The organism is Pseudomonas sp. UBA6310 (assembly GCF_002438225.1).
Lineage (GTDB): Bacteria > Pseudomonadota > Gammaproteobacteria > Pseudomonadales > Pseudomonadaceae > Pseudomonas_O > Pseudomonas_O kuykendallii.
This window is the reverse complement of sequence record NZ_DJTK01000020.1, coordinates 32818-54112: the sequence shown is the minus strand read 5'-3', so window position 1 is coordinate 54112 and position 21295 is coordinate 32818. Positions and strand designations below refer to the sequence as shown.

The window sequence follows — 21295 nt, the reverse complement described above, 5'->3', positions numbered from 1 at the left end:
GAGGGGACATGAATGTCTAGGAGACCACTCCATGAGCTTGAACATCTTCTGGTTCCTGCCGACCCACGGCGACGGCCACTACCTGGGCACCGCCGAGGGCGCGCGCGCCGTCGACCACGGCTACCTGCAGCAGATCGCCCAGGCGGCCGACCGCCTCGGCTACGGCGGCGTGCTGATTCCCACCGGGCGTTCCTGCGAGGATTCCTGGCTGGTCGCCGCCTCGCTGATCCCGGTGACCCAGCGCCTGAAATTCCTCGTCGCCCTGCGTCCGGGGATCATTTCGCCGACCGTGGCCGCGCGCCAGGCGGCCACCCTCGACCGACTGTCCAACGGCCGCGCGCTGTTCAACCTGGTCACCGGCGGCGATCCCGATGAACTGGCCGGTGACGGCCTGAACCTGTCCCACGCCGAACGCTACGAAGCCTCGGTGGAATTCACCCGTATCTGGCGCCGCGTGCTAGAAGGCGAAGTGGTCGATTACGACGGTAAACACATCCAGGTGAAGGGCGCCAAGTTGCTCTACCCGCCGATCCAGCAGCCGCGCCCGCCGCTGTATTTCGGCGGCTCCTCGGACGCCGCGCAGGACCTCGCCGCCGAGCAGGTCGAGCTGTACCTGACCTGGGGCGAACCGCCGGCCGCCGTCGCCGAGAAGATCGCCCAGGTGCGCGAGAAGGCCGCGGCCCAGGGCCGTGAAGTGCGCTTCGGCATTCGCCTGCACGTGATCGTGCGCGAAACCAATGAAGAGGCCTGGAAGGCCGCCGACAGGCTGATCGCCCACGTCGACGACGACACCATCGCCCGCGCTCAGGCGTCCCTGGCGCGTTTCGATTCGGTCGGCCAACAGCGCATGGCTGCGCTGCACGGCGGCAGCAAGGACAACCTGGAAGTGTCGCCGAACCTCTGGGCCGGCGTCGGCTTGGTGCGCGGCGGCGCCGGTACTGCGCTGGTCGGCGATGGCCAGACCGTGGCCGCGCGGGTCAGGGAATACGCGGACCTGGGCATCGACACCTTCATCTTTTCCGGCTACCCGCACCTGGAGGAGTCCTACCGGGTCGCCGAACTGCTGTTCCCGCACCTGGACGTGGCCCGGCCACAGCGCCCGGAGAGCCGAGGCTATGTCAGCCCGTTCGGCGAAATGATCTCCAGCGACATCCTGCCGAAGGCGGCTTCGGCGAGTTGAGGGTGGTGCAGTCACTGGTTGCCCCGAATTGCATCCGGGCTACGGGCTGAATCGTAGGGTGCGCTGCGCGCACCGCGATGGACTGCGGTCTCATTGGTGCGCATGGCGCACCCTACGGATCGATGTTCCTCCGGCTCTCCCATTGATGGGGGAGAGGGGTTTGTAGCCCGGATGAAGTCCGGGAGCACAGGTTCGAGTAAACAGGATTCTTCGAGGCAAAAAATGCGCAACACGACCCTTCACAAACTGGCCCTGCGCGCCGCGCCCTGGGCGTTGCCCATCGCGCTGCTGGCGGCCTGGCAGATCGCCGTGCAGGCCGGCTGGCTGTCCAGCCGCATCCTGCCGGCGCCCAGCGCCGTCGTCACCGCCGGCTGGCAGCTGGTGCGTAGCGGCGAGCTCTGGCAACACCTGGCGATCAGTGGCTGGCGCGCCAGCATCGGCTTCGCCATCGGCGGCGGCATCGGCCTGCTACTGGGCTTCATTACCGGGCTGTCGACCTGGGGCGAGCGCTTCCTCGACAGCAGCGTGCAGATGATCCGCAACGTCCCGCACCTGGCGCTGATCCCGCTGGTGATCCTCTGGTTCGGCATCGACGAGAGCGCGAAGATCTTCCTGGTCGCGCTCGGCACGCTGTTCCCGATCTACCTGAACACCTACCACGGCATTCGCAACGTCGACCCGGCGCTGGTGGAGATGGCGCGCAGCTACGGCCTGTCCGGCTTCGGCCTGTTCCGCCAGGTGATCCTGCCCGGCGCGCTGCCGTCGATCCTGGTTGGCGTGCGCTTCGCCCTCGGCTTCATGTGGCTGACCCTGATCGTCGCCGAAACCATTTCCGCCAGCAGCGGCATCGGCTACCTGGCGATGAACGCCCGCGAGTTCCTGCAGACCGACGTGGTGGTCCTAGCGATCCTGCTCTACGCGGTACTCGGCAAGCTGGCCGACGTCGCCGCCCGTGGCCTGGAGCGCCTCTGGCTGCGCTGGCACCCGGCGTACCAGCCCAAACGAGGTGCCGCATGACCGCTCAACAACCCCCGCAGAACCTCAAGCGCGGCATCCCGCTGGCGGTGCGCGGCCTGCACAAGACCTTCGGCAAGCGCGAAGTGCTCAAGGACATCGAGCTGACCATTCCCGCCGGCCAGTTCGTCGCGGTGGTCGGTCGCAGCGGTTGCGGCAAGAGCACCCTGCTGCGCCTGCTCGCCGGGCTCGATTCGCCCAGTTCCGGGCAACTGCTGGCTGGCTCGGCGGACCTCGGCAGTGCCCGCGAGGAAACCCGGCTGATGTTCCAGGACGCGCGCCTGCTGCCGTGGAAACGGGTGATCGACAACGTCGGCCTCGGTCTTTCCGGCGACTGGCGGCAGAAGGCCCGCGATGCGCTGGAAGCGGTCGGCCTGGCCGATCGCGCCGGCGAGTGGCCGGCGGCGCTGTCCGGCGGGCAGAAACAGCGCGTGGCGCTGGCCCGCGCGCTGATCCACCAGCCGCGCCTGTTGCTGCTCGACGAGCCGCTCGGTGCGCTGGATGCGCTGACCCGCATCGAGATGCAGCAACTGATCGAACGCCTCTGGCAGAAGCATGGCTTCACCGTGCTGCTGGTCACCCACGACGTCAGCGAGGCCGTGGCCATCGCCGACCGGGTGATCCTGATCGAGGACGGCCGCATCGGCCTCGACCTGCCGGTCGAACTGGCCCGTCCGCGCCACCGCGGTTCGGCGCGCCTGGCGGCGCTGGAAGCCCAGGTGCTCGACCGCGTGCTGTCGCTGCCGCCCGGCGACAACGAGCCGGACCCCGTTTCACCGCTCCCGACGCAACTGCGCTGGGCGCTTTGACCCACGAATCCATCCGTACCGAACCAGGAGAAACGCCATGACCATCAAAGCCATCAACGTCCGCAACCAGTTCAAGGGCACCATCAAGGAAATCATCGAGGGCGACGTGCTCTCGGAAATCGACGTGCAGACCGCCGCCGGCGTGGTCACCTCGGTGATCACCACGCGCTCGGTGAAGGAGCTGGAACTGGGTGTGGGCAGTGAAGTGATCGCCTTCGTCAAATCCACCGAAGTATCGATCGCCAAGCTCTGATTGGAGGCGGCTCGGTCCCGGGCATTGAAACGGCCGGACAGCCGCTTGCGGCCAAGGTGCTTCGGCGCGGGAGTCTGTCTCTTCGGATAACCGCCCGGGCATGGCTCGCGGGACCGGAGCCGGTTCCTCCGGCGGTAACGATCAAGGCGAGCCCGGGCTCGCCTTTTTCATGCCTCGCCTGCAGGCGGGCGATCGCGCCAGTCGAGCTTCTCCGCCGGCACCGGGCGGCCGAACCAGTAGCCCTGGCCGAGATCGCAGTGGTGTTCGAGGAGGAACGCGGCCTGTTCCGGGGTCTCGATGCCCTCGGCGAGCACCTTCAGTCCGAGGCTGCCGGCCAGCGCGATCACCGCGCGGGTGATGGCCATGTCCTCGCTTTCGTCGGGCAGGCCGGCGACGAAGCCCTGATCGATCTTCAGCTTGTGTACCGGCAGGCGCTTGAGCCGCAGCAGCGACGAATAGCCGGTGCCGAAGTCGTCGATGGACAGGCGCACGCCGAGTACGCGCAGGCGCACCAGCTGGTCGAGGGCGCCGTCGGGGTCGTGCATGATCGCGCTCTCGGTGACTTCCAGCTCCAGGCGCGCCGGCTCCAGGCCGGTCTTCTCCAGCGTCTCGACGATGCGATCGGGCAGGTCGCCGCGGTTGAAAACGCGGCTGGAAATGTTCACCGCGACGAACTCCAGTTCGCGGCCCTGTTCCACCCAGCGGCGCATCTGCCGGCACGACTCCTCGAGCACCCAGGCATCGATGGTTCCGATCAGCCCGCTTTCCTCGGCGATCGGGATGAACTCGCCCGGTGAAATCAGCCCGCGCTCCGGATGCTGCCAGCGCACCAGCGCCTCGACACCGACGATGTGCCCGTCGGACAGGCGCAGCACCGGCTGGTAGTAGACGCGCAGCTGGCCGCCCTCGAGGGCGTGGCGCAGCGAGGCCGCCAGCTCCACGCGCTGGTGCGCGTAGGCGGTCAGCTCCTGGGTGTAGAAGGCATAGCCTTCGCGACCGCTGCTCTTGGCCTTGAACAGCGCCGAATCCGCGTTGCGCAGCAGTTGCTGCACCGTGCGCGCGTCGCCGGGATAGAGGCTGATGCCGATGCTGGCGCCGGTGAACAGTTCGTGGCCACCGAGACTGAAGGGCGCCTTGATCTCTTCGAGGATGCGCGTGGCGAGCGCCGCGGCCTGCTCGACATGCGGGCAGTCCTCGTAGATCAGGGCGAATTCGTCGCCGCCCATCCGCGCCAGGGTCATGCCGTCTTCGAGCAGGCCGCGCAAGCGTTCGGCGACGCCCTTGAGCAACTGGTCGCCGATGTTGTGGCCGAGGCTCTCGTTGATGTGCTTGAAGTGGTCGAGGTCGACCACCATCACGGCGCCGCCGCGCTTGTCGGCGAAGATGCGCTTGAGCGCGCTTTCGACGCGCTCGATGAACAGCAGGCGGTTCGGCAGGCTGGTCAGCGGGTCGTGGTGGGCCAGGTGATCGAGTTCGTTCTGCGAGCGCTTGATCGCGGTGATGTCGGAGAACACAGCGACGTAGTGGCTGAGCTCGCCGTTCTCGTCATGAATCGCGCGCAGGTTCTGCCAGATCGGGAAGATTTCACCGCTCTTGCGACGGTTCCAGATTTCCCCGCTCCATTCGCCGCGCTGGTTGAGGCTTTTCCACATCACCTGGTAGAAGGCGTCGTCGTGACGGCCGGACTGGAACATCGACGGCACCTTGCCCATCACCTCCTTCTCTTCGTAGCCGGTGATGCGCTGGAACGCGCGGTTGACGTGCACGATCTTCTGCTCGGTATCGGTTACCAGGACGCCTTCCAGGGTGCTGTCGAAAACCGCTGCCGCCTGCCGCAGGCTCGCTTCGTTGGCACGCCGGGCGGTGTGCTGCAGGCTCATCCGCGAGAAGTAGAGGTTGAGCAGGGCGTACAGCAGGGCGCTGGTCACCAGCACGAAGGCGAGGCCCTTGGCGCTGTGCCAAAGGAGCATCCGTTCGGTGGTCCCGAACAGCTTGAACAGCAGTTGGTCGCTGAACACCACCCACAGGCTGGCGCATATCCAATAGATGAGGGCCAGGCGCAGCGCGCTGCGATGCAATTTCATGTAACCGCTGGTTCCTTGCCCTGTGTGAGTTAGCGTTCATTATATGTGAGATGCGGGTTTGCATTATTGATCGAAAAGGCCCGCTGGTTTCATGACCCGCGTCGAAGATAATCGGATTGCTTCGATCCAGGTCCACCCTATCGCTCCAAAGGGCAACTAAGTCTATGTGGTATAACGGTTTTCTCGATCTATCCGGTTGGCAGCTGGTCGCTGTCACCCTGCTGCTCACACACGTCACCATCGTCGGTGTGACGGTCTACCTGCACCGCTACTCGGCGCACCGCTCGCTGGAGCTGCACCCGGCGCTGAAGCATTTCTTCCGTTTCTGGCTGTGGCTGACCACGGCGATGAACACCCGCGAGTGGACCGCCATCCACCGCAAGCACCACGCCAAGTGCGAAACCGTGGACGATCCGCACAGTCCGGTGCACAAAGGCCTGGGCACGGTGCTGCGCACGGGCGCGGAGCTCTACGCCGAGGAGGCGAAGAACGCCGACACGCTGCGCATCTACGGCAAGAATTGCCCGGACGACTGGATCGAGCGCAACCTCTATTCGCGCTTCCCGGCCGGCGGCATCGCGCTGATGGCGATCATCGACCTGGCGCTGTTCGGCGTGCTCGGCATGACCGTCTGGGCGGTGCAGATGGCCTGGATTCCGATCTGGGCGGCCGGCGTCATCAACGGCCTCGGGCATGCGGTCGGCTATCGCAATTTCGAGTGCCGCGACGCCGCGACCAACCTGGTGCCCTGGGGCATCCTCATCGGCGGCGAGGAGCTGCACAACAATCACCACACCTATCCGAACTCGGCCAAGCTGTCGGTGAAACCCTGGGAGTTCGACCTCGGCTGGGCCTGGATACGGCTGTTCAGCCTGCTTGGTCTGGCCAAGGTGCAACGCGTCGCGCCCATCGCCCACCGCGTCGAAGGCAAGGGCAGCCTGGACATGGACACCGCCATGGCGATCCTCAACAACCGTTTCCAGATCATGGCGCAGTACCGCAAGCTGGTGATCGCACCGCTGGTCAAGCAGGAACTGGGCAAGGCCGATGCCTCGATGCGTCACCTGTTCCGCCGCAGCAAGCGCCTGCTGTCGCGCGAGCCGAGCCTGCTGCAGGAAACCCATCACGCGCGTATCGAGAACCTGCTGGCGCACAGCCAGGCACTCAAGGTGATCTACGAGAAGCGCCTGGCTTTGCAGCAGATCTGGGCGCGTACCAGCAGCAACGGCCACGACATGCTCGCGGCGATTAAGGAATGGGTCCACGAAGCGGAGGCCAGCGGCATCCACTCCCTGCGTGAGTTCGCCGAACAGCTGAAGACCTATTCGCTGCGTCCCGCCAGCGTGTGAACCAGTCCACGCCGCGCGTCCGGAACGCACGCGCGGCTGGAACTAAGCTTCCGATCGCCTCTCTCAGTCATGGCCCACTTGCCTGGTGGGTTTTTGTCGTGCCTGTGCGAGGTCAGGGAAATGGATAGCAAGACCACACTTTCGGAACTGCCGGTTCCAGCGGAGACACTGCTCGCGCTGATGCACGCGCAGGGCGAGGTCGCGCGCCTGAGCGAGCGCGAACGCCTGTTCAGCGCCCTGCTGGGCAGCGTCAACGCCGTGCTTTGGGCGTTCGACTGGCAGACCCAACGGATGATCTACGTGAGCCCCGCCTACGAACGGATCTTCGGCCGCTCCGCCGCGCTGTTGCTCGCCGACTATGGCGAATGGCGCAACAGCATCTACCCCGACGACCTGGAGTACGCCGAGCAGAGTCTCGCCGAAGCAGTCGAGAAGGGCGCCGCGGAATTTCGCGAGTACCGCATCATCCGCGCCGACGGTCAGATTCGCTGGCTCAGCGACAAATGCTTCATCAACCGGCAGATCGGCAGCGGAGAATCGCTGACCATCGTCGGCATGGCCGAGGACATCACCGAGAAAAAGCAGCTCGAAGGCGAACTGCAGCGCCTGGCGACCACCGACGTGCTTACCAAGAGCAGCAACCGCCGGCATTTCTTCGACTGCGCCCAGCGCGAGTTCGAGCACGCCAACCGCTTCGGCGCGCCGCTGGCGTTCCTGCTGCTGGACATCGATGACTTCAAGAAGATCAACGACACCCACGGCCACCAGATGGGCGATCAGGTGCTGCAGCGCATCGCCCAGTGCGGGGCCACGGCGCTGCGTCGCGGCGACCTGTTCGGGCGCATCGGTGGCGAGGAGTTCGCCGCGGTGTTCCCCGGCTGCGACCCGGCGCTGGCGCAGCAGATCGCCGAGCGGCTGCAGCGCGAGGTGCAGCGGCTGATCTTCAGCAGCGCGGAGGGCGAGCCGTTCGGCGTCACCGTCAGCCAGGGACTGGTCAGCCTGCGCATCGAGGATGCGGCCCTCGGCGATCTGTTCGCCCGCGCGGACGCGGCGATGTATCAGGCCAAGCGGCAGGGCAAGAATCAGATCGTCCTGGCCTGACCTGTGACCGAGTGTCGCGATATCGTTCGCGTTGAACACATCTTGTGATGAATTGTTTTTGGCCGTTCCGCGGCGCTTGACCAGCGTCAAGCCTTGAGCGCCTCCCTCGGGCCATCGTCATTTCAAATGACGAGCCTGAGGAGAAAGGCCATGTACAAACCGTTGATGTTAGCCATAGCGATGAGCCTGGGCACGGCTGCCTGGGCGATCAGCCCGACCCCTAGCAACGAACCCATCCAGCCGATCCAGCCCGCCAAGGTGGTCAACGCGAGCAAGGTCGAACTCGGCAAGCAACTGTTCTTCGATCCGCGGCTGTCCAAGTCCGGCTTCATTTCCTGCAACTCCTGCCACAACCTCAGCATGGGCGGCAGCGACAACCTGCCGACGTCCATCGGCCACAATTGGCACCAGGGGCCGATCAACTCGCCCACCGTGCTCAACTCCAGCATGAACATCGCGCAGTTCTGGGACGGTCGGGCGAAGACGCTCAAGGAACAGGCCGGCGGCCCGATCGCCAACCCTGGCGAGATGGCCTTCTCGCATGAACTGGCGCTCGACGTGCTGCGCTCGATCCCGCAGTACCGCGGCGCGTTCAAGGCGGTGTATGGCGACGATGGCGTGAAGATCGACGACGTCACCGACGCCATTGCGGCCTTCGAGGAAACCCTGGTCACGCCGCACTCGCCGTTCGATCGCTGGCTGCTCGGCGATGCGACCGCCATCAGCAGCACGGCCCAGGAGGGTTATCAGCTGTTCAAGAGCGCCGGTTGCGTGGCCTGCCACAACGGCGCGGCGGTGGGCGGCGGCTCGTTCCAGAAGATGGGCATGGTCGAAGCCTATGCCACCAAAAACAAGGCCGAGGGTGTCGCCGGGCTGACCGGCAAGGATGCCGATCGCATGATGTTCAAGGTGCCGACGCTGCGTAACGTCGAGCTGACCTACCCCTACTTCCACGACGGCGCCTACTGGACGCTGGAAGAGGCGGTGGATGTGATGGCGCGCCTGCAGCTGGGTCGCAAACTGAGCACCGATGAAGTCGGCCAGATCGTCGCCTTCCTCAAGACCCTGACCGGCGATCAGCCGAGCTTCGCCCTGCCGATCCTGCCGCCTTCTACGGCACAAACGCCGCGGCCGCAGCCGTTCCCTGTGGCCAACTGACCGGCCGCGTAACAAAAAGCCCCGCCAATCGGCGGGGCTTTTTTATCGGTCATCGAACGCTCAGGGCGCCGGTTGCTGCTGGGTGATGCAGTGGATGTTGCCGCCACCGAGGAGAATCTCGCGGCCCGGCACCATCACCACGCGGTGTTGCGGGAAAAGCCGCGCGAGGATCGCCTCCGCTTCGCTGTCCAGTGGGTCGTCGAAGCGCGGCGCGACGATGCCGCCGTTGACGATCAGGAAGTTCACGTAGGAAGCCGCCAGGCGGATCGACGGATCGCGCGGTTGCGAGCCGAGCGCCTTGTCGACGCCCGCGCACTCTTCGTCGCTGGCGTACAGCGGACCCGGAATCGGCATCTTGTGCACCTGCAACGGACGGCCCTTGGCGTCACGCGCCTTTTCCAGCACGCGCATCGCCGCCTGGCAGCGCGGGTAGTTGGGGTTCTGCTCGTCGTCAGTCCACGCCAGCAGCACTTCGCCAGGGCGCACGTAGCAGCAGAAGTTGTCGACGTGGCCGTCGGTCTCGTCGTTGTACAGGCCGTCCGGCAACCAGATCACGGTGTCGATGGCCAACTGCTCGGCGAGCACCTGCTCGATCTGCTGACGCGACAGATGCGGGTTGCGGTTGCGGTTGAGCAGGCACTCCTCGGTGGTGATCAGGGTGCCTTCGCCGTCCACGTGGATCGATCCGCCCTCGAGCACGAAGCCTTCGGTGCGGTAGCGGTCGCAGCGCTCGATCTCGAGCACCTTTCCCGCCACTTGGCGGTCACGGTTCCACGGGAAATAGAGGCCGCCGTCGAGGCCGCCCCAGGCGTTGAAGTCCCAGTCCACCCCGCGCACGCCACCTTTGCCGTCGATGACGAAGGTCGGGCCGCTGTCGCGCACCCAGGCGTCGTCGCTGCTGATCTCGACCACGCGGATGTTGTCGGCATCCAGCTGCGCGCGGGCGTTCTCGTACTGTTCCGCGGACACCCCGACGGTCACCGGCTCGAACTGCGCGATGGCCTTGGCCACCGCGGTGAACGCCGCCTGTGCCGGCTTGCCTCCGAGGCGCCAGTTGTCCGGGCGCTGTGGCCAGATCATCCAGGTCTGGCTGTGCGGCGCCCATTCGGCCGGCATGTGGAAGCCGTCGGCGCGCGGTGTGGTGTCGAGTGTCGGCATTGTGCTCTCCGAGAATTCTGCTGGGCGGCCTGCGCCGGAATGGAGTTGGACCGTGGCGTTCGGGACGGTTCCCGAGCGGTTCGGATGGCAGACTTATAGTCGATAAAGATCGATATTAAAAGGATGTGCTAGCGTCATATACGACATTTTAAGCTCATCTATGCCGATAAAGATCGAATTAAGAACGGCGCGGCAAAAACTCTGGAAGGTAGAGCCCCAGGTAGGCATCGAACACGCGCCGGCCCTCTTCGGCCAGGCGCGGGGTGATGCAGCCGTGTTGCTGCATCGAGCGGGCATAGACCCGGTCGCCCAGTTCCATGGCCAGGGCGAACACCTCGATCTCCGTGGGCAGCGCCGGCAGGACGAAATGCCGGTCGAACAGCGCCTGCATCAGGCGGCCCAGTTCGAGGTCGTGCTGGCGGTCCGCCTGGACCAGCTCGGCGAGGCCGTGCTGGGTGAGGATCAACTGTCGCGCGGCGGCGTCCTCGGCGTAGATCGCCAGCATGCGCGCCTCGACGATCCGCGAAAGATCGCGCCAGGTGCGCAGGTCGTCGTCGGCGATGGGCTCGGCGAGGCAGGCGCGGAAGGCGGCGTGCACCTCGGCGGTGAGCGCCTGGAGCAGGGCGGGAACGCCGGCGAAGAAGTGGTAGACCGAGGACGGCGGGATCTGTGCGCGCTCGGCCACGCTGTACACCGAGAGCCCGACGATACCCTGTTCGGCCAGCAGGGCGCGCGCGGCGACGAGGATAGCGTCGATCCTCGCCTGGCTGCTGGCGCGGGGTTTGCGGGGCGTGGCGGTGCGCGGCATGTGGGGTCCTGTGCGGGCGCTGTCGAGCGGCGAGCATAGCGAAAAGCCTGTCGCTACGCCCGCCGCCTCACTCGCCGCTGCGAAAGCGCGCCCAGACTTCGTTGCGCACGCTGGCGTGGCCGTCCGGCAGTGGGTCCAGGGCGAACAGCCGGCGCTTGGTGTCGCGGTCCGGGTAGAGCCCCGGCAGGTCGCGCAGGGCCGGGTCGATGAAGCCCTGCGCGTCGGCGTTCGGGCTGGGGTACAGGGTTTCCTCGCTGATCAGAGCGGCCACCTGCGGCTGCATCAGGTAGTCGATGAAGCGATGGGCCAGGTCGGCGTGCGGCGCGTTGGCCGGGATCACCAGGTTGTCGATGAACAGCGCCGAGCCTTCCTCGGGAATTAAGAAGCGCACCGGCTGCCCGGCCTTGGCGGCGGCAAGGGCGTCGCCGACCCAGGCCAGCGACACGCAGAGCCTGCCGTTCGCCAGGTCGTCGATGTAGCGCTCGCTGTCGACGTACTTCAGCCGCGGCCGCAGCGCGTTCAGGGTTTCGCCGGCGGCGCGCAGGCGAGTGGTCGAGCTGCGCGCGAGGCTGTAGCCGGTGTAGTTGAGGAGTATCGAGAGCACCTCGTCCGGCGCGTCGATCACGCTCATTCCGCAGCCCGCCAGGCGCGCGCTCTGCACCGGGTCGAAGAGCAGGCTCCAGCTGTTCGGCAGCGGGCCTCCGTAGGCGGCCTCGGCTTTCGGCTGGTTGATCGCCAGGCCGACCGAGCCCCACAGATAGGGCACCGCGTAACGGTTCTGCGGATCGAACGCGGCGAGCTTGTTCAGCAGCGGCTTGTCCAGGTGGCTGCGGTTCGGCAACCGGGCGAAATCCAGCGGCTGCAGGCGCTTCTCGCGGATCAGCTTCGGCAACGCGTCGTGGGACGGCACGGCGACGTCGCCGGCGTCCAGGCGTTGCAGCAGCTCCTCGGCGGTGGCGTAGGTGTGGTAGTCGACGTGGATGCCGCTGTCACGCTCGAAGTTTTCCAGCACCTGCGGCGCGATGTAGTCGTTCCAGTTGTAGACGGTGATGCTGGGGCCGGACGGCGTGGCCTCGGTGGCGAGCGCCAGCCACGGCGTCAGGGCGAACAGCAGCGAGATACGGCGAAGCATTGAAACCCTCCCTGGTTGACGATGCGCGACAAGCGCCGCCGAAAACCGTCCGTTGCGGCGCGTGGCCAGGCGGTCTTCGACGTTGGCGGTGCAGGGAGGAACGCCGGCGAGGCCGGCGTCGGACCCTTAGACGGTATGCAGGTACCAGTTGTATTCGAGGTCGGAGATCGAGTGCTCGAACTCTTCCAGCTCGCTTTCCTTGCAGGCGACGAAGATGTCGATGTAGTCGGGGCTGATGTACTTCGCCATCACCTCGCTGTCGTCCAGCTCGCGCAACGCATCGCGCAGGTTGTTCGGCAGGCTCTGCTCGTTCTGCTCGTAGGAGTTGCCCTCGATCGGCTCGCCCGGCTCGATCTCGTTGGTCAGCCCGTGGTGCACGCCGGCCAGCAGCGCCGCCATCAGCAGGTACGGGTTGGCGTCCGCGCCGGCGACGCGTTGCTCGATACGCACCGCTTCCGGGCTGCCGGTCGGCACGCGCAACGCCACGGTACGGTTGTCGAGTCCCCAGCATGGCGAATTCGGCACGTAGAACTGCGCGCCGAAGCGGCGGTAGGAGTTCACGTTCGGGCAGAGGAAGGCCATCGAGGCGCCCATGGTCTCCAGCACACCGCCGATCGCGTGACGCAAAGCGGCGTTCTGCTGGGGATCATCGCTGGCGAAGATGTTCTTGCCGTCTTTGTCGAGGATCGAGATGTGCACGTGCAGGCCGTTGCCTGCCTGGCCCGGGTAGGGCTTGGCCATGAAGGTGGTGTCCATCTCATGGTCGTAGGCGATGTTCTTGATCAGCCGCTTGAGCAGCACCGCGTAGTCGCAGGCCTTGATCGGATCGGCGACGTGGTGGAGGTTGACTTCGAACTGCGCCGGGGCACTTTCCTTGACGATGGCGTCGGCCGGGATGCCCTGCTCCTTGGCGCCTTCGAGGATGTCCTGCAGGCAGTCGACGTATTCGTCCAAGTCGTCGATCAGGTAGACCTGGGTCGAGTGCGGGCGCTTGCCTGAGATCGGTGAGCGCGGCGGCTGCGGACGGCCGTTCACGTTCTCCTGGTCGATCAGGTAGAACTCCAGCTCGAACGCCGCGCAAATGGTCAGGCCCATGGCGTCGAACTTCTCCACCACCTGGCGCAGCACCTCGCGCGGGTCGGCGAAGAACGGCTTGCCGTCGAGCTCGTGCATGGTCATCAGCAACTGCGCGGTGGGGCGCTTCTGCCAGGGCTCGTTGCTCAGGGTATTGGGGATCGGAAAGCAGATGCGGTCGGCGTCGCCGATGTCCAGGCCGAGGCCGGTGCTTTCCACGGTGGAGCCGTTGATATCGAGGGCGAAGAGAGAGGCGGGGAGGTTGATGCCCTTTTCGTAAACCTTGTGGAGGCTGGTTCGTTCGATGCGCTTGCCGCGCACCACGCCATTCATATCTGCGATCAGGAGGTCGACGAACAGGACCTCAGGATGTTCCTTAAGGAATGCGTTCGCTTCGTTGAGCTGAACGGCACGCGGGGGTACCGACATGATGCAACACCTATATTGTTAAAAATATCAATCATGCGACTGATGTGAAGGGAGTCAATCCGAATCCCCTTGTGATGTCAATAGTGCCCCATATTGCCCTAAAAAAGAGCCTTGCGGCCATCTTTGGGGCGTTTCAGGGCATTGCGAGGGGCCTGAAAACCCGGTTTACAGCGCCGCCCGACACGGGTGTGTTATATTTTTTACAGAAGTGTTGTGTAAAAAAATGAACAACGCTACTCTCCGGCAGAACCCCAGACAGCAAACAATCGGGTGTCCCATGCCTCGCCTGCCGTTGATCGGCGTCACCGCGTGCACCAAGCAGATCGGCCTCCATCCCTATCATATCGCCGGCGACAAGTACGTCCGCGCGGTGGCCGTCGGTGCCCAGGGTTTGCCCCTGATCATCCCTTCGCTGGCCGAGCTGATCGACCAGCCGACCCTGTTGGAAAATCTAGACGGTCTGTTGTTCACCGGCTCGCCTTCCAACGTCGAACCTCATTATTACGGCGGCCCCGCCAGCGCGCCCGGCACGCCCCACGACAGCCTGCGCGACCGCACCACGCTGCCGCTGATCCGCGCGGCACTGGCGGCCGGCGTGCCGATCCTCGGCATCTGCCGCGGCTTCCAGGAGATGAACGTCGCGCTCGGCGGCAGCCTGCACCAGAAGGTCCATGAGGCCGGCCCGTTCCAGGATCACCGCGAGCCGGAGAACGAGCCGGTCGAGGTGCAGTACGCGCCCAGTCATGCGCTGCATGTGCAGCCTGGTGGCGTGCTCGCCGGGCTCGGCCTGGCGGCGCAGATTCAGGTCAACTCCATCCACGGCCAGGGCATCGATCGCCTGGCGCCCGGCCTGCGCATAGAGGCCACGGCCCCCGACGGGCTAATCGAAGCCTTCTCCGCCATCGATGCACCGAGTTTCGCCCTCGGCGTGCAATGGCACCCGGAGTGGCAGGTGCTTTCAAATCCGGATTATCTCGCCATCTTCCAGGCCTTTGGTGAGGCTTGCAGGGAGAGGGCGGGGCAACGCTGAGCGACGACTTTCTGCGCTTTTTCCGTTGCGCTGACCACCCCGGTCGGCGCTACGCTGGGAGCTGCAGCGCTTGCCGCGACGCAAACAACCCTGAGGTCTTTATGACTACCAAGCTCGACCAGCTGACCAGCTGGCTGAAAGAACGCAAAATCACCGAAGTTGAATGCCTTATCGGCGACCTGACCGGGATCGCCCGGGGCAAGATCTCGCCGACCAACAAGTTCCTCGACGAGAAGGGCATGCGCCTTCCGGAGAGCGTGCTGTTGCAGACGGTCACCGGCGACTACGTCGAGGACGACATCTATTACAACCTGCTCGACCCGGCGGACATCGACATGTTCTGCCGCCCGGACGAGAACGCGGTGTACCTGGTGCCCTGGGCCATCGAGCCCACCGCGATGGTCATCCACGACACCTTCGACAAGATGGGCAACCCCATCGAACTGTCGCCGCGCAACATCCTCAAGAAGATTCTCAAGCTCTACACCGACAAGGGCTGGCAGCCGATCGTGGCGCCGGAGATGGAGTTCTACCTGACCAAGCGTTGCGAAGATCCCGACCTGCCGCTGCAGGTGCCGCTGGGCCGCTCGGGGCGTCCGGAAACCGGGCGGCAGTCGTTCTCCATCGATGCGGCCAACGAGTTCGATCCGCTGTTCGAGGACATGTACGACTGGTGCGAGCTGCAGGGCCTGGACCTGGACACGCTGATCCACGAGGAAGGCCCGGCGCAGATGGAGATCAACTTCCGTCACGGCGACGCGCTGCACCTGGCCGACCAGATCCTGGTGTTCAAGCGGACCATGCGCGAGGCGGCGCTCAAGCACAACGTGGCCGCCACCTTCATGGCCAAGCCGATCACCGACGAGCCGGGCAGCGCGATGCACCTGCACCAGAGCATTGTCGACATCAAGACCGGCAAGAACATCTTCTCCAACGAAGACGGTTCGATGAGCGAGCTGTTCCTGCACCACATCGGCGGCTTGCAGAAATTCATCCCCGAGCTGCTGCCGCTGTTCGCCCCCAACGTGAACTCTTTCCGCCGCTTCCTGCCGGATACCTCGGCACCGGTGAACGTCGAGTGGGGCGAGGAGAACCGCACCGTCGGCCTGCGCGTGCCGGAGTCCAACCCGCAGAACCGCCGCGTGGAAAACCGCCTGGCCGGCGCCGACGCCAACCCGTACCTGGCCATCGCCGCCAGCCTGCTGTGCGGCTACATCGGCATGGTCGAGGGCATCCGGCCGAGCGCGCCGGTCAAGGGCCGCGGCTATGAGCGCCGCAACCTGCGCCTGCCGCTGACCATCGAGGACGCCCTCGAGCACATGGAAGGCTGCAAGGCCCTGGAGAAATATCTCGGCGCCAAGTTCATCACCGGCTACGTGGCGGTGAAGCGCGCCGAGCATGAAAACTACAAGCGGGTGATCAGCTCCTGGGAACGCGAGTTCCTGCTGCTCTCGGTCTGACCCGCCGGCTGCCGCCCCGCGCGGCGGCCAACCGCAATCAGGAGGAATGTCCATGCAACCGATCAAGAATGCGCAGACCCAGCAGTGGCAAGCGCTCAGCCGCGATCACCATCTGCCGCCGTTCACCGATTACAAGCAGCTCAACGCCAAGGGCGCGCGGATCATCACCCGCGCCGACGGCGTCTACATCTGGGACAGCGAGGGCAACAAGATCCTCGACGGCATGGCCGGCCTGTGGTGCGTCAACGTCGGTTACGGGCGCAAGGAACTGGCCGATGCGGCCTACAAGCAGATGCAGGAGCTGCCGTTCTACAACCTGTTCTTCCAGACCGCCCACCCGCCGGTGATCGAACTGGCCAAGGCGATCGCCGACATCGCCCCGGAAGGCATGAACCACGTGTTCTTCACCGGTTCCGGCTCGGAAGCCAACGACACCGTGCTGCGCATGGTCCGTCACTACTGGGCGACCAAGGGCAAGCCGTCGAAGAAGGTGGTGATCGGCCGCTGGAACGGCTACCACGGCTCCACCGTCGCCGGCGTCAGCCTGGGCGGAATGAAGGCCCTGCACGGTCAGGGCGATCTGCCGATTCCCGGCATCGTCCACATCGACCAGCCGTACTGGTACGGGGAAGGCGGCGACCTGTCGGCCGAAGAATTCGGCATCAAGGTCGCCGAGCAACTGGAGCAGAAGATTCTCGAGCTCGGCGTGGACAACGTCGCGGCCTTCATCGCCGAGCCGATCCAGGGCGCCGGCGGGGTCATCGTGCCGCCGGATTCCTACTGGCCGAAGATTCGCGAAATCCTCGCCCGCTACGACATCCTGTTCGTCGCCGACGAGGTCATCTGTGGCTTCGGCCGCACCGGCGAATGGTTCGGCAGCCAGTACTATGGCAATGCGCCGGACCTGATGCCGATCGCCAAGGGCCTGACCAGTGGCTACATCCCCATGGGCGGCGTGATCGTGCGCGACGAGATCGTCGAAGTGCTCAACCACGGCGGCGAGTTCTACCACGGCTTCACCTACTCCGGGCACCCGGTGGCGGCGGCGGTGGCGCTGGAAAACCTGCGCATCCTCAAGGAGGAACGCATCGTCGAAACGGTCAAGGCGGAAACGGCACCATACTTGCAAAAACGTTGGCAGGAGCTGGCTGATCACCCGCTGGTGGGCGAAGCCCGCGGCGTTGGCATGGTCGGTGCGCTGGAGCTGGTGAAGAACAAGGCGACCCGCGAGCGCTTCGGCGACCTGGGCGTCGGCATGCAATGCCGCGAACACTGCTTCAACAACGGTCTGATCATGCGGGCCGTCGGCGACACCATGATCATTTCGCCGCCGCTGGTGATCAGCAAAGCGGAGATCGATGAACTGGTGACCAAGGCGCGCACCTGCCTCGACCTCACTGCCAACGCCGTGCTGGGTTGAGGGGCGAGGGCGCGGGAATGACTTTTGCCTCGGCGAACGTTGTAAACGCGCCCCGTCCCTTGCCAGACTGCGCAGGCGCTGGTCGGGCTCACCCTGGGGGTGACGGGAGCCAGGCTCGGACTTTTCAGACAACAGGAGCTGTAGGCATGAAAAAAATCGGCAAGACCCTTCTCGCGTTGTCCCTCGCGGGCATGGCGTTCAGCGCGGCGCAGGCCGACGACAAAGTCCTCCACGTGTACAACTGGTCCGACTACATCGCCGAAGACACCATCGCCAAGTTCACCGCGGAAACCGGCATCAAGGTCGTCTACGACGTCTACGACAGCAACGAAGTGCTCGAAGCCAAGCTGCTCGCCGGCAAGGCCGGTTACGACGTGGTGGTGCCGTCCAACTCCTTCCTCGCCAAGCAGATCAAGGCCGGCGTCTACCAGCCCCTGGACAAGTCCAAGCTGCCGAACTGGAAGAACCTCAACCCCGACTTGATGAAAACCCTGGAAATCAGCGACCCGGGCAACCAGTACGCGATTCCCTACCTGTGGGGCACCATCGGCATCGGCTACAACGCCGACAAGGTCAAGGCCGCGCTGGGCGACAACGCGCCGGTCAATTCCTGGGACCTGGTGTTCAAGCCGGAAAACATCGCCAAGCTCAAGGGCTGCGGCGTAAGCTTCCTCGATTCGCCGACCGAAATCCTGCCGGCCGCCCTCCACTACCTGGGCTACAAGTCGGACAGCCAGGACCCCAAAGAGCTCAAGGAAGCCGAGGCGCTGTTCCTCAAGGTGCGTCCCTCGATCACCTATTTCCACTCCTCGAAGTACATCGGTGACCTCGCCAACGGCAACATCTGCGTGGCCATCGGTTACTCGGGCGACATCTACCAGGCCAAATCCCGCGCCGAAGAAGCCAAGAACGGCGTGAAGGTGCTGTACAACATCCCGAAAGAAGGCGCCGGTGCCTTCTTCGACACCGTGGCGATTCCGAAAGACGCGGAGAACCCGGAAGGCGCGCTGAAGTTCATCAACTTCCTGCTCAAGCCGGACGTGATCGCCGAGATCAGCAACTACGTGTCCTACCCCAACGGCAACGCCGCCGCCACCGAACTGGTGGACGAGGCGATCCGCACCGACCCGGGCATCTACCCGACGCCTGAGGTGATGAAGCAGCTCTACGCCTTCCCGGACCTGCCGGCGAAAGTGCAGCGCGCAATGACTCGCAGCTGGACCGCCATCAAGTCGGGCAAGTAAGCAGCAATGGTCTCCGGCGCGCTCTGCCAACAGCGGAGCGTTCGCCGGCGGCCGTGACGTGCCGCGGCGCCAGCCGCGGCGTTCCACCCCTCGCACACGGCGCCCGCCAGGCGGAGACCGGATGCGTGCAAGGCTGACCGCGAACCGGGCCGCGAGGCTCCGACGACTGACCAAGGAACGAGGAAAGACGTGTGAACATCGATTTCCACAAAACGCTGCTCGGCGCCGCCATGACCCTCGGGTTGATCGCCACGGCCCAGGCCGAATCCACCGTCCACATCTACAACTGGTCCGACTACATCGGCGAAACCACCCTCGCCGACTTCGAGAAGGCCACCGGCATCAAGCCGATCTATGACGTCTTCGACTCCAACGAAACCCTCGAAGGCAGGCTGCTCGCCGGCCGCACCGGGTTCGACGTGGTCGTGCCGTCCAACCACTTCCTCGGCAAGCAGATCAAGGCCGGGGCATTCCAGAAGCTCGACAAGTCGCAGCTGCCCAACTGGAAGAATCTCGATCCCAAGCTGCTCAAACAGCTCGAGGTCAACGACCCCGGCAACCAGTACGCGGTGCCGTACATGTGGGGCACCACCGGCATCGGCTACAACGTCGACAAGATCAAGGAAGCGCTCGGCGTCGATCACATCGACTCCTGGGCCACCGTGTTCGAGCCGGAAAACATGAAGAAGCTGAGCAAGTGCGGCGTGTCCTTCCTCGATTCCGGGGATGAAGTGCTGCCGGCGATGCTCAACTACATGGGCATGTCCCCGGCCAGCCAGAGCGCCGAGGAATACAAGAAGGCCGAGGCCAAGCTGCTCGCCGTGCGCCCCTACGTGACCTATTTCCACTCCTCGAAGTACATCGGCGACCTGGCCAACGGCAACATCTGCGTCGCGGTGGGCTTCTCCGGCGATATCTTCCAGGCCAAGTCGCGCGCCGAAGAGGCCGGCAAGGGCGTGAACATCGCCTACGCCATCCCCAAGGAAGGCGCCAACCTGTGGTTCGACATGATGGCGATCCCGGCCGATGCGAAGAACGTCAAGGAGGCGCATGCCTTCATGAACTACATCATGCAGCCTGAGGTGGTGGCGAAGATCAGCGACTACGTCGGCTACGCCAACCCGACTCCGGCGTCCGGCCCGCTGATGGACCAGGAGGTCCTGAACAACCCCGGCATCTATCCGCCGCAGGAGGTTCTCGACAAGCTCTACGTGCAGGCCGAGCTGCCGCCCAAGGTCCTGCGCATGCAGACGCGCAGCTGGACCACCATCAAGACTGGCAAGTGAGTGTCCGCCCGGCCTTCTGGCCGGGCTCTATTTTTCCCGGGAGTTAGCCCATGGCCGTTGCCTCCAGCGCCTACAAGAAAGCCCTCGAGGGCGACCAGCAGCCGAAAGAAGTGCTGGTGAAAATAGACCGCATCACCAAGAAATTCGATGAAACCGTTGCCGTCGACGACGTCTCGCTGACCATCAACCGCGGCGAGATATTCGCCCTGCTGGGCGGCTCGGGCTCGGGCAAGTCGACACTGCTGCGCATGCTCGCCGGCTTCGAGCGGCCCACCGAGGGGCGCATCCTGCTGGACGGCGTGGACATCACCGACATGCCGCCCTACGAGCGGCCGATCAACATGATGTTTCAGTCCTACGCGCTGTTCCCGCACATGACCGTGGCGCAGAACATCGCCTTCGGTCTCAAGCAGGACAAGCTGTCCAAGGAGCAGATCGACGAGCGCGTCGAGGAAATGCTCAAGCTGGTGCACATGACCCAGTACGCCAAGCGCAAGCCGCACCAGCTCTCCGGCGGCCAGCGCCAGCGCGTGGCGCTGGCCCGTTCGCTGGCCAAGCGGCCGAAGCTGTTGCTGCTCGACGAGCCGATGGGGGCGCTGGACAAGAAGCTGCGCTCGCAGATGCAGCTCGAACTGGTGCAGATCATCGAGCGCGTCGGCGTGACCTGCGTGATGGTGACCCACGATCAGGAAGAGGCCATGACCATGGCCCAGCGGATCGCCATCATGCACCTCGGTTGGATCGCCCAGATCGGCAGCCCGGTGGACATCTACGAGACCCCGGCGAGCCGGCTGGTCTGCGAGTTCATCGGCAACGTCAACCTGTTCGACGGCGAGATCGTCACCGATGACGCCGACCACGCGGTGATCAACTGCCCGGCCCTGGACAACCCGATCTACATTGGCCACGGCATCAGTACCCGCGCCCAGGAAACCAGGATCACCTACGCCCTGCGCCCGGAAAAACTGCTGATCGCCAGCCAGCTGCCGGCCGATCACGAACACCCGACCTACAACTGGTCCAACGGTACCGTGCACGACATCGCCTACCTTGGCGGCCACTCGGTGTACTACATCAAGCTGGCGTCCGGGCAGATCGTCCAGGCCTTCATCGCCAACGCCGAGCGCCGCGGCAAGCGGCCGACCTGGGACGATCCGGTCGTGGTCTACTGGGAGGACGATAGCGGCGTGGTGCTGCAGTCATGAGCAAACTCACGAACCCACTCAATGACCGCGGGATCGTGGTCGTCGCGGCGGCGCTAGTGATCATCGGCGCGGTGACGCTGCTCAATCTGATCGGTCCGGCC

At 64.9% G+C, this 21295-nt stretch carries 18 protein-coding genes; 13 read left to right on the top strand and 5 right to left on the bottom strand.

Annotated elements, in window-relative coordinates; genetic code table 11:
* Positions 1–31 precede the first annotated feature (31 nt).
* The 4 genes from ssuD (at position 32) to B3E91_RS03885 (ending at position 3256) form a co-directional block, all read left to right on the top strand.
* Positions 32–1180, top strand: coding sequence for an FMNH2-dependent alkanesulfonate monooxygenase (gene ssuD, locus B3E91_RS03900; RefSeq protein ID WP_287028456.1), 1149 nt, complete (start codon positions 32–34; stop codon positions 1178–1180).
* 222 nt (positions 1181–1402) lie between these two features.
* Positions 1403–2197, top strand: coding sequence for an aliphatic sulfonate ABC transporter permease SsuC (ssuC, locus tag B3E91_RS03895; RefSeq protein WP_287028455.1), 795 nt, complete (start codon positions 1403–1405; stop codon positions 2195–2197).
* Positions 2194–3003: an aliphatic sulfonates ABC transporter ATP-binding protein gene (gene ssuB / locus B3E91_RS03890; RefSeq protein ID WP_287028454.1), complete on the top strand. Its 810-nt coding sequence runs from the start codon at positions 2194–2196 to the stop codon at positions 3001–3003. The genes ssuC and ssuB overlap by 4 nt, the downstream gene beginning before the upstream one ends.
* 37 nt (positions 3004–3040) lie before the next feature.
* A complete protein-coding gene (locus tag B3E91_RS03885) occupies positions 3041–3256 on the top strand; it encodes a TOBE domain-containing protein (protein ID WP_090224838.1) in 216 nt (71 codons plus the stop codon).
* 167 nt (positions 3257–3423) lie between these two features.
* Here the strand turns inward: B3E91_RS03885 and dibA are convergent, their stop codons facing one another.
* Positions 3424–5340: a phosphodiesterase DibA gene (gene dibA / locus B3E91_RS03880; protein ID WP_287028453.1), complete on the bottom strand. Its 1917-nt coding sequence runs from the start codon at positions 5338–5340 to the stop codon at positions 3424–3426.
* A 164-nt stretch (positions 5341–5504) separates the two neighbouring features.
* Between dibA and desA the strand changes: the two genes are divergently transcribed.
* The 3 genes from desA to B3E91_RS03865 all read left to right on the top strand — a co-directional run bounded on the left by desA (position 5505) and on the right by B3E91_RS03865 (position 8948).
* Positions 5505–6689, top strand: coding sequence for a delta-9 fatty acid desaturase DesA (gene desA / locus B3E91_RS03875; RefSeq protein ID WP_287028452.1), 1185 nt, complete (start codon positions 5505–5507; stop codon positions 6687–6689).
* Between the two features lie 120 nt (positions 6690–6809).
* Positions 6810–7790, top strand: a complete 981-nt coding sequence (locus tag B3E91_RS03870) for a GGDEF domain-containing protein (RefSeq protein WP_090224843.1) — start codon at positions 6810–6812, stop codon at positions 7788–7790.
* A 150-nt stretch (positions 7791–7940) separates the two neighbouring features.
* Positions 7941–8948, top strand: coding sequence for a cytochrome-c peroxidase (locus B3E91_RS03865; protein WP_273233791.1), 1008 nt, complete (start codon positions 7941–7943; stop codon positions 8946–8948).
* A gap of 60 nt (positions 8949–9008) precedes the next feature.
* On the opposite strand, the gene aguA is transcribed toward B3E91_RS03865, so the two are convergent.
* The 4 genes from aguA to B3E91_RS03845 form a co-directional block, all read right to left on the bottom strand.
* Positions 9009–10106, bottom strand: coding sequence for an agmatine deiminase (gene aguA, locus B3E91_RS03860; RefSeq protein WP_090224844.1), 1098 nt, complete (start codon positions 10104–10106; stop codon positions 9009–9011).
* A 178-nt stretch (positions 10107–10284) separates the two neighbouring features.
* The gene (locus tag B3E91_RS03855; protein ID WP_287028451.1) at positions 10285–10914 is read right to left on the bottom strand and encodes a TetR/AcrR family transcriptional regulator; all 630 of its coding nucleotides are present in this window, start codon (positions 10912–10914) and stop codon (positions 10285–10287) included.
* A gap of 67 nt (positions 10915–10981) precedes the next feature.
* Entirely contained in the window at positions 10982–12046 is a 1065-nt protein-coding gene (locus tag B3E91_RS03850; RefSeq protein ID WP_287028450.1) for an extracellular solute-binding protein, read from the bottom strand.
* Positions 12047–12172: 126 nt separating this feature from the next.
* A complete protein-coding gene (locus B3E91_RS03845; RefSeq protein WP_090224849.1) occupies positions 12173–13549 on the bottom strand; it encodes a glutamine synthetase family protein in 1377 nt (458 codons plus the stop codon).
* 277 nt (positions 13550–13826) lie between these two features.
* Here B3E91_RS03845 and B3E91_RS03840 point away from each other — a divergent pair, with 277 nt between their 5' ends.
* The 6 genes from B3E91_RS03840 to potA all read left to right on the top strand — a co-directional run bounded on the left by B3E91_RS03840 (position 13827) and on the right by potA (position 21194).
* Entirely contained in the window at positions 13827–14579 is a 753-nt protein-coding gene (locus B3E91_RS03840; RefSeq protein WP_286785903.1) for a gamma-glutamyl-gamma-aminobutyrate hydrolase family protein, read from the top strand.
* A gap of 101 nt (positions 14580–14680) precedes the next feature.
* Positions 14681–16039, top strand: a complete 1359-nt coding sequence (locus tag B3E91_RS03835) for a glutamine synthetase family protein (protein ID WP_090224852.1) — start codon at positions 14681–14683, stop codon at positions 16037–16039.
* 52 nt (positions 16040–16091) lie between these two features.
* Positions 16092–17459, top strand: a complete 1368-nt coding sequence (locus B3E91_RS03830; RefSeq protein ID WP_414708191.1) for an aspartate aminotransferase family protein — start codon at positions 16092–16094, stop codon at positions 17457–17459.
* Positions 17460–17605: 146 nt separating this feature from the next.
* On the top strand, positions 17606–18703 hold the full coding sequence (locus B3E91_RS03825; RefSeq protein ID WP_090224856.1) for a polyamine ABC transporter substrate-binding protein: 1098 nt from the start codon (positions 17606–17608) through the stop codon (positions 18701–18703).
* A gap of 230 nt (positions 18704–18933) precedes the next feature.
* Positions 18934–19989, top strand: coding sequence for a polyamine ABC transporter substrate-binding protein (locus tag B3E91_RS03820; RefSeq protein WP_090225209.1), 1056 nt, complete (start codon positions 18934–18936; stop codon positions 19987–19989).
* Between the two features lie 50 nt (positions 19990–20039).
* Positions 20040–21194: a polyamine ABC transporter ATP-binding protein gene (gene potA / locus B3E91_RS03815; protein WP_090224858.1), complete on the top strand. Its 1155-nt coding sequence runs from the start codon at positions 20040–20042 to the stop codon at positions 21192–21194.
* The last annotated feature ends 101 nt before the right edge of the window (positions 21195–21295 follow it).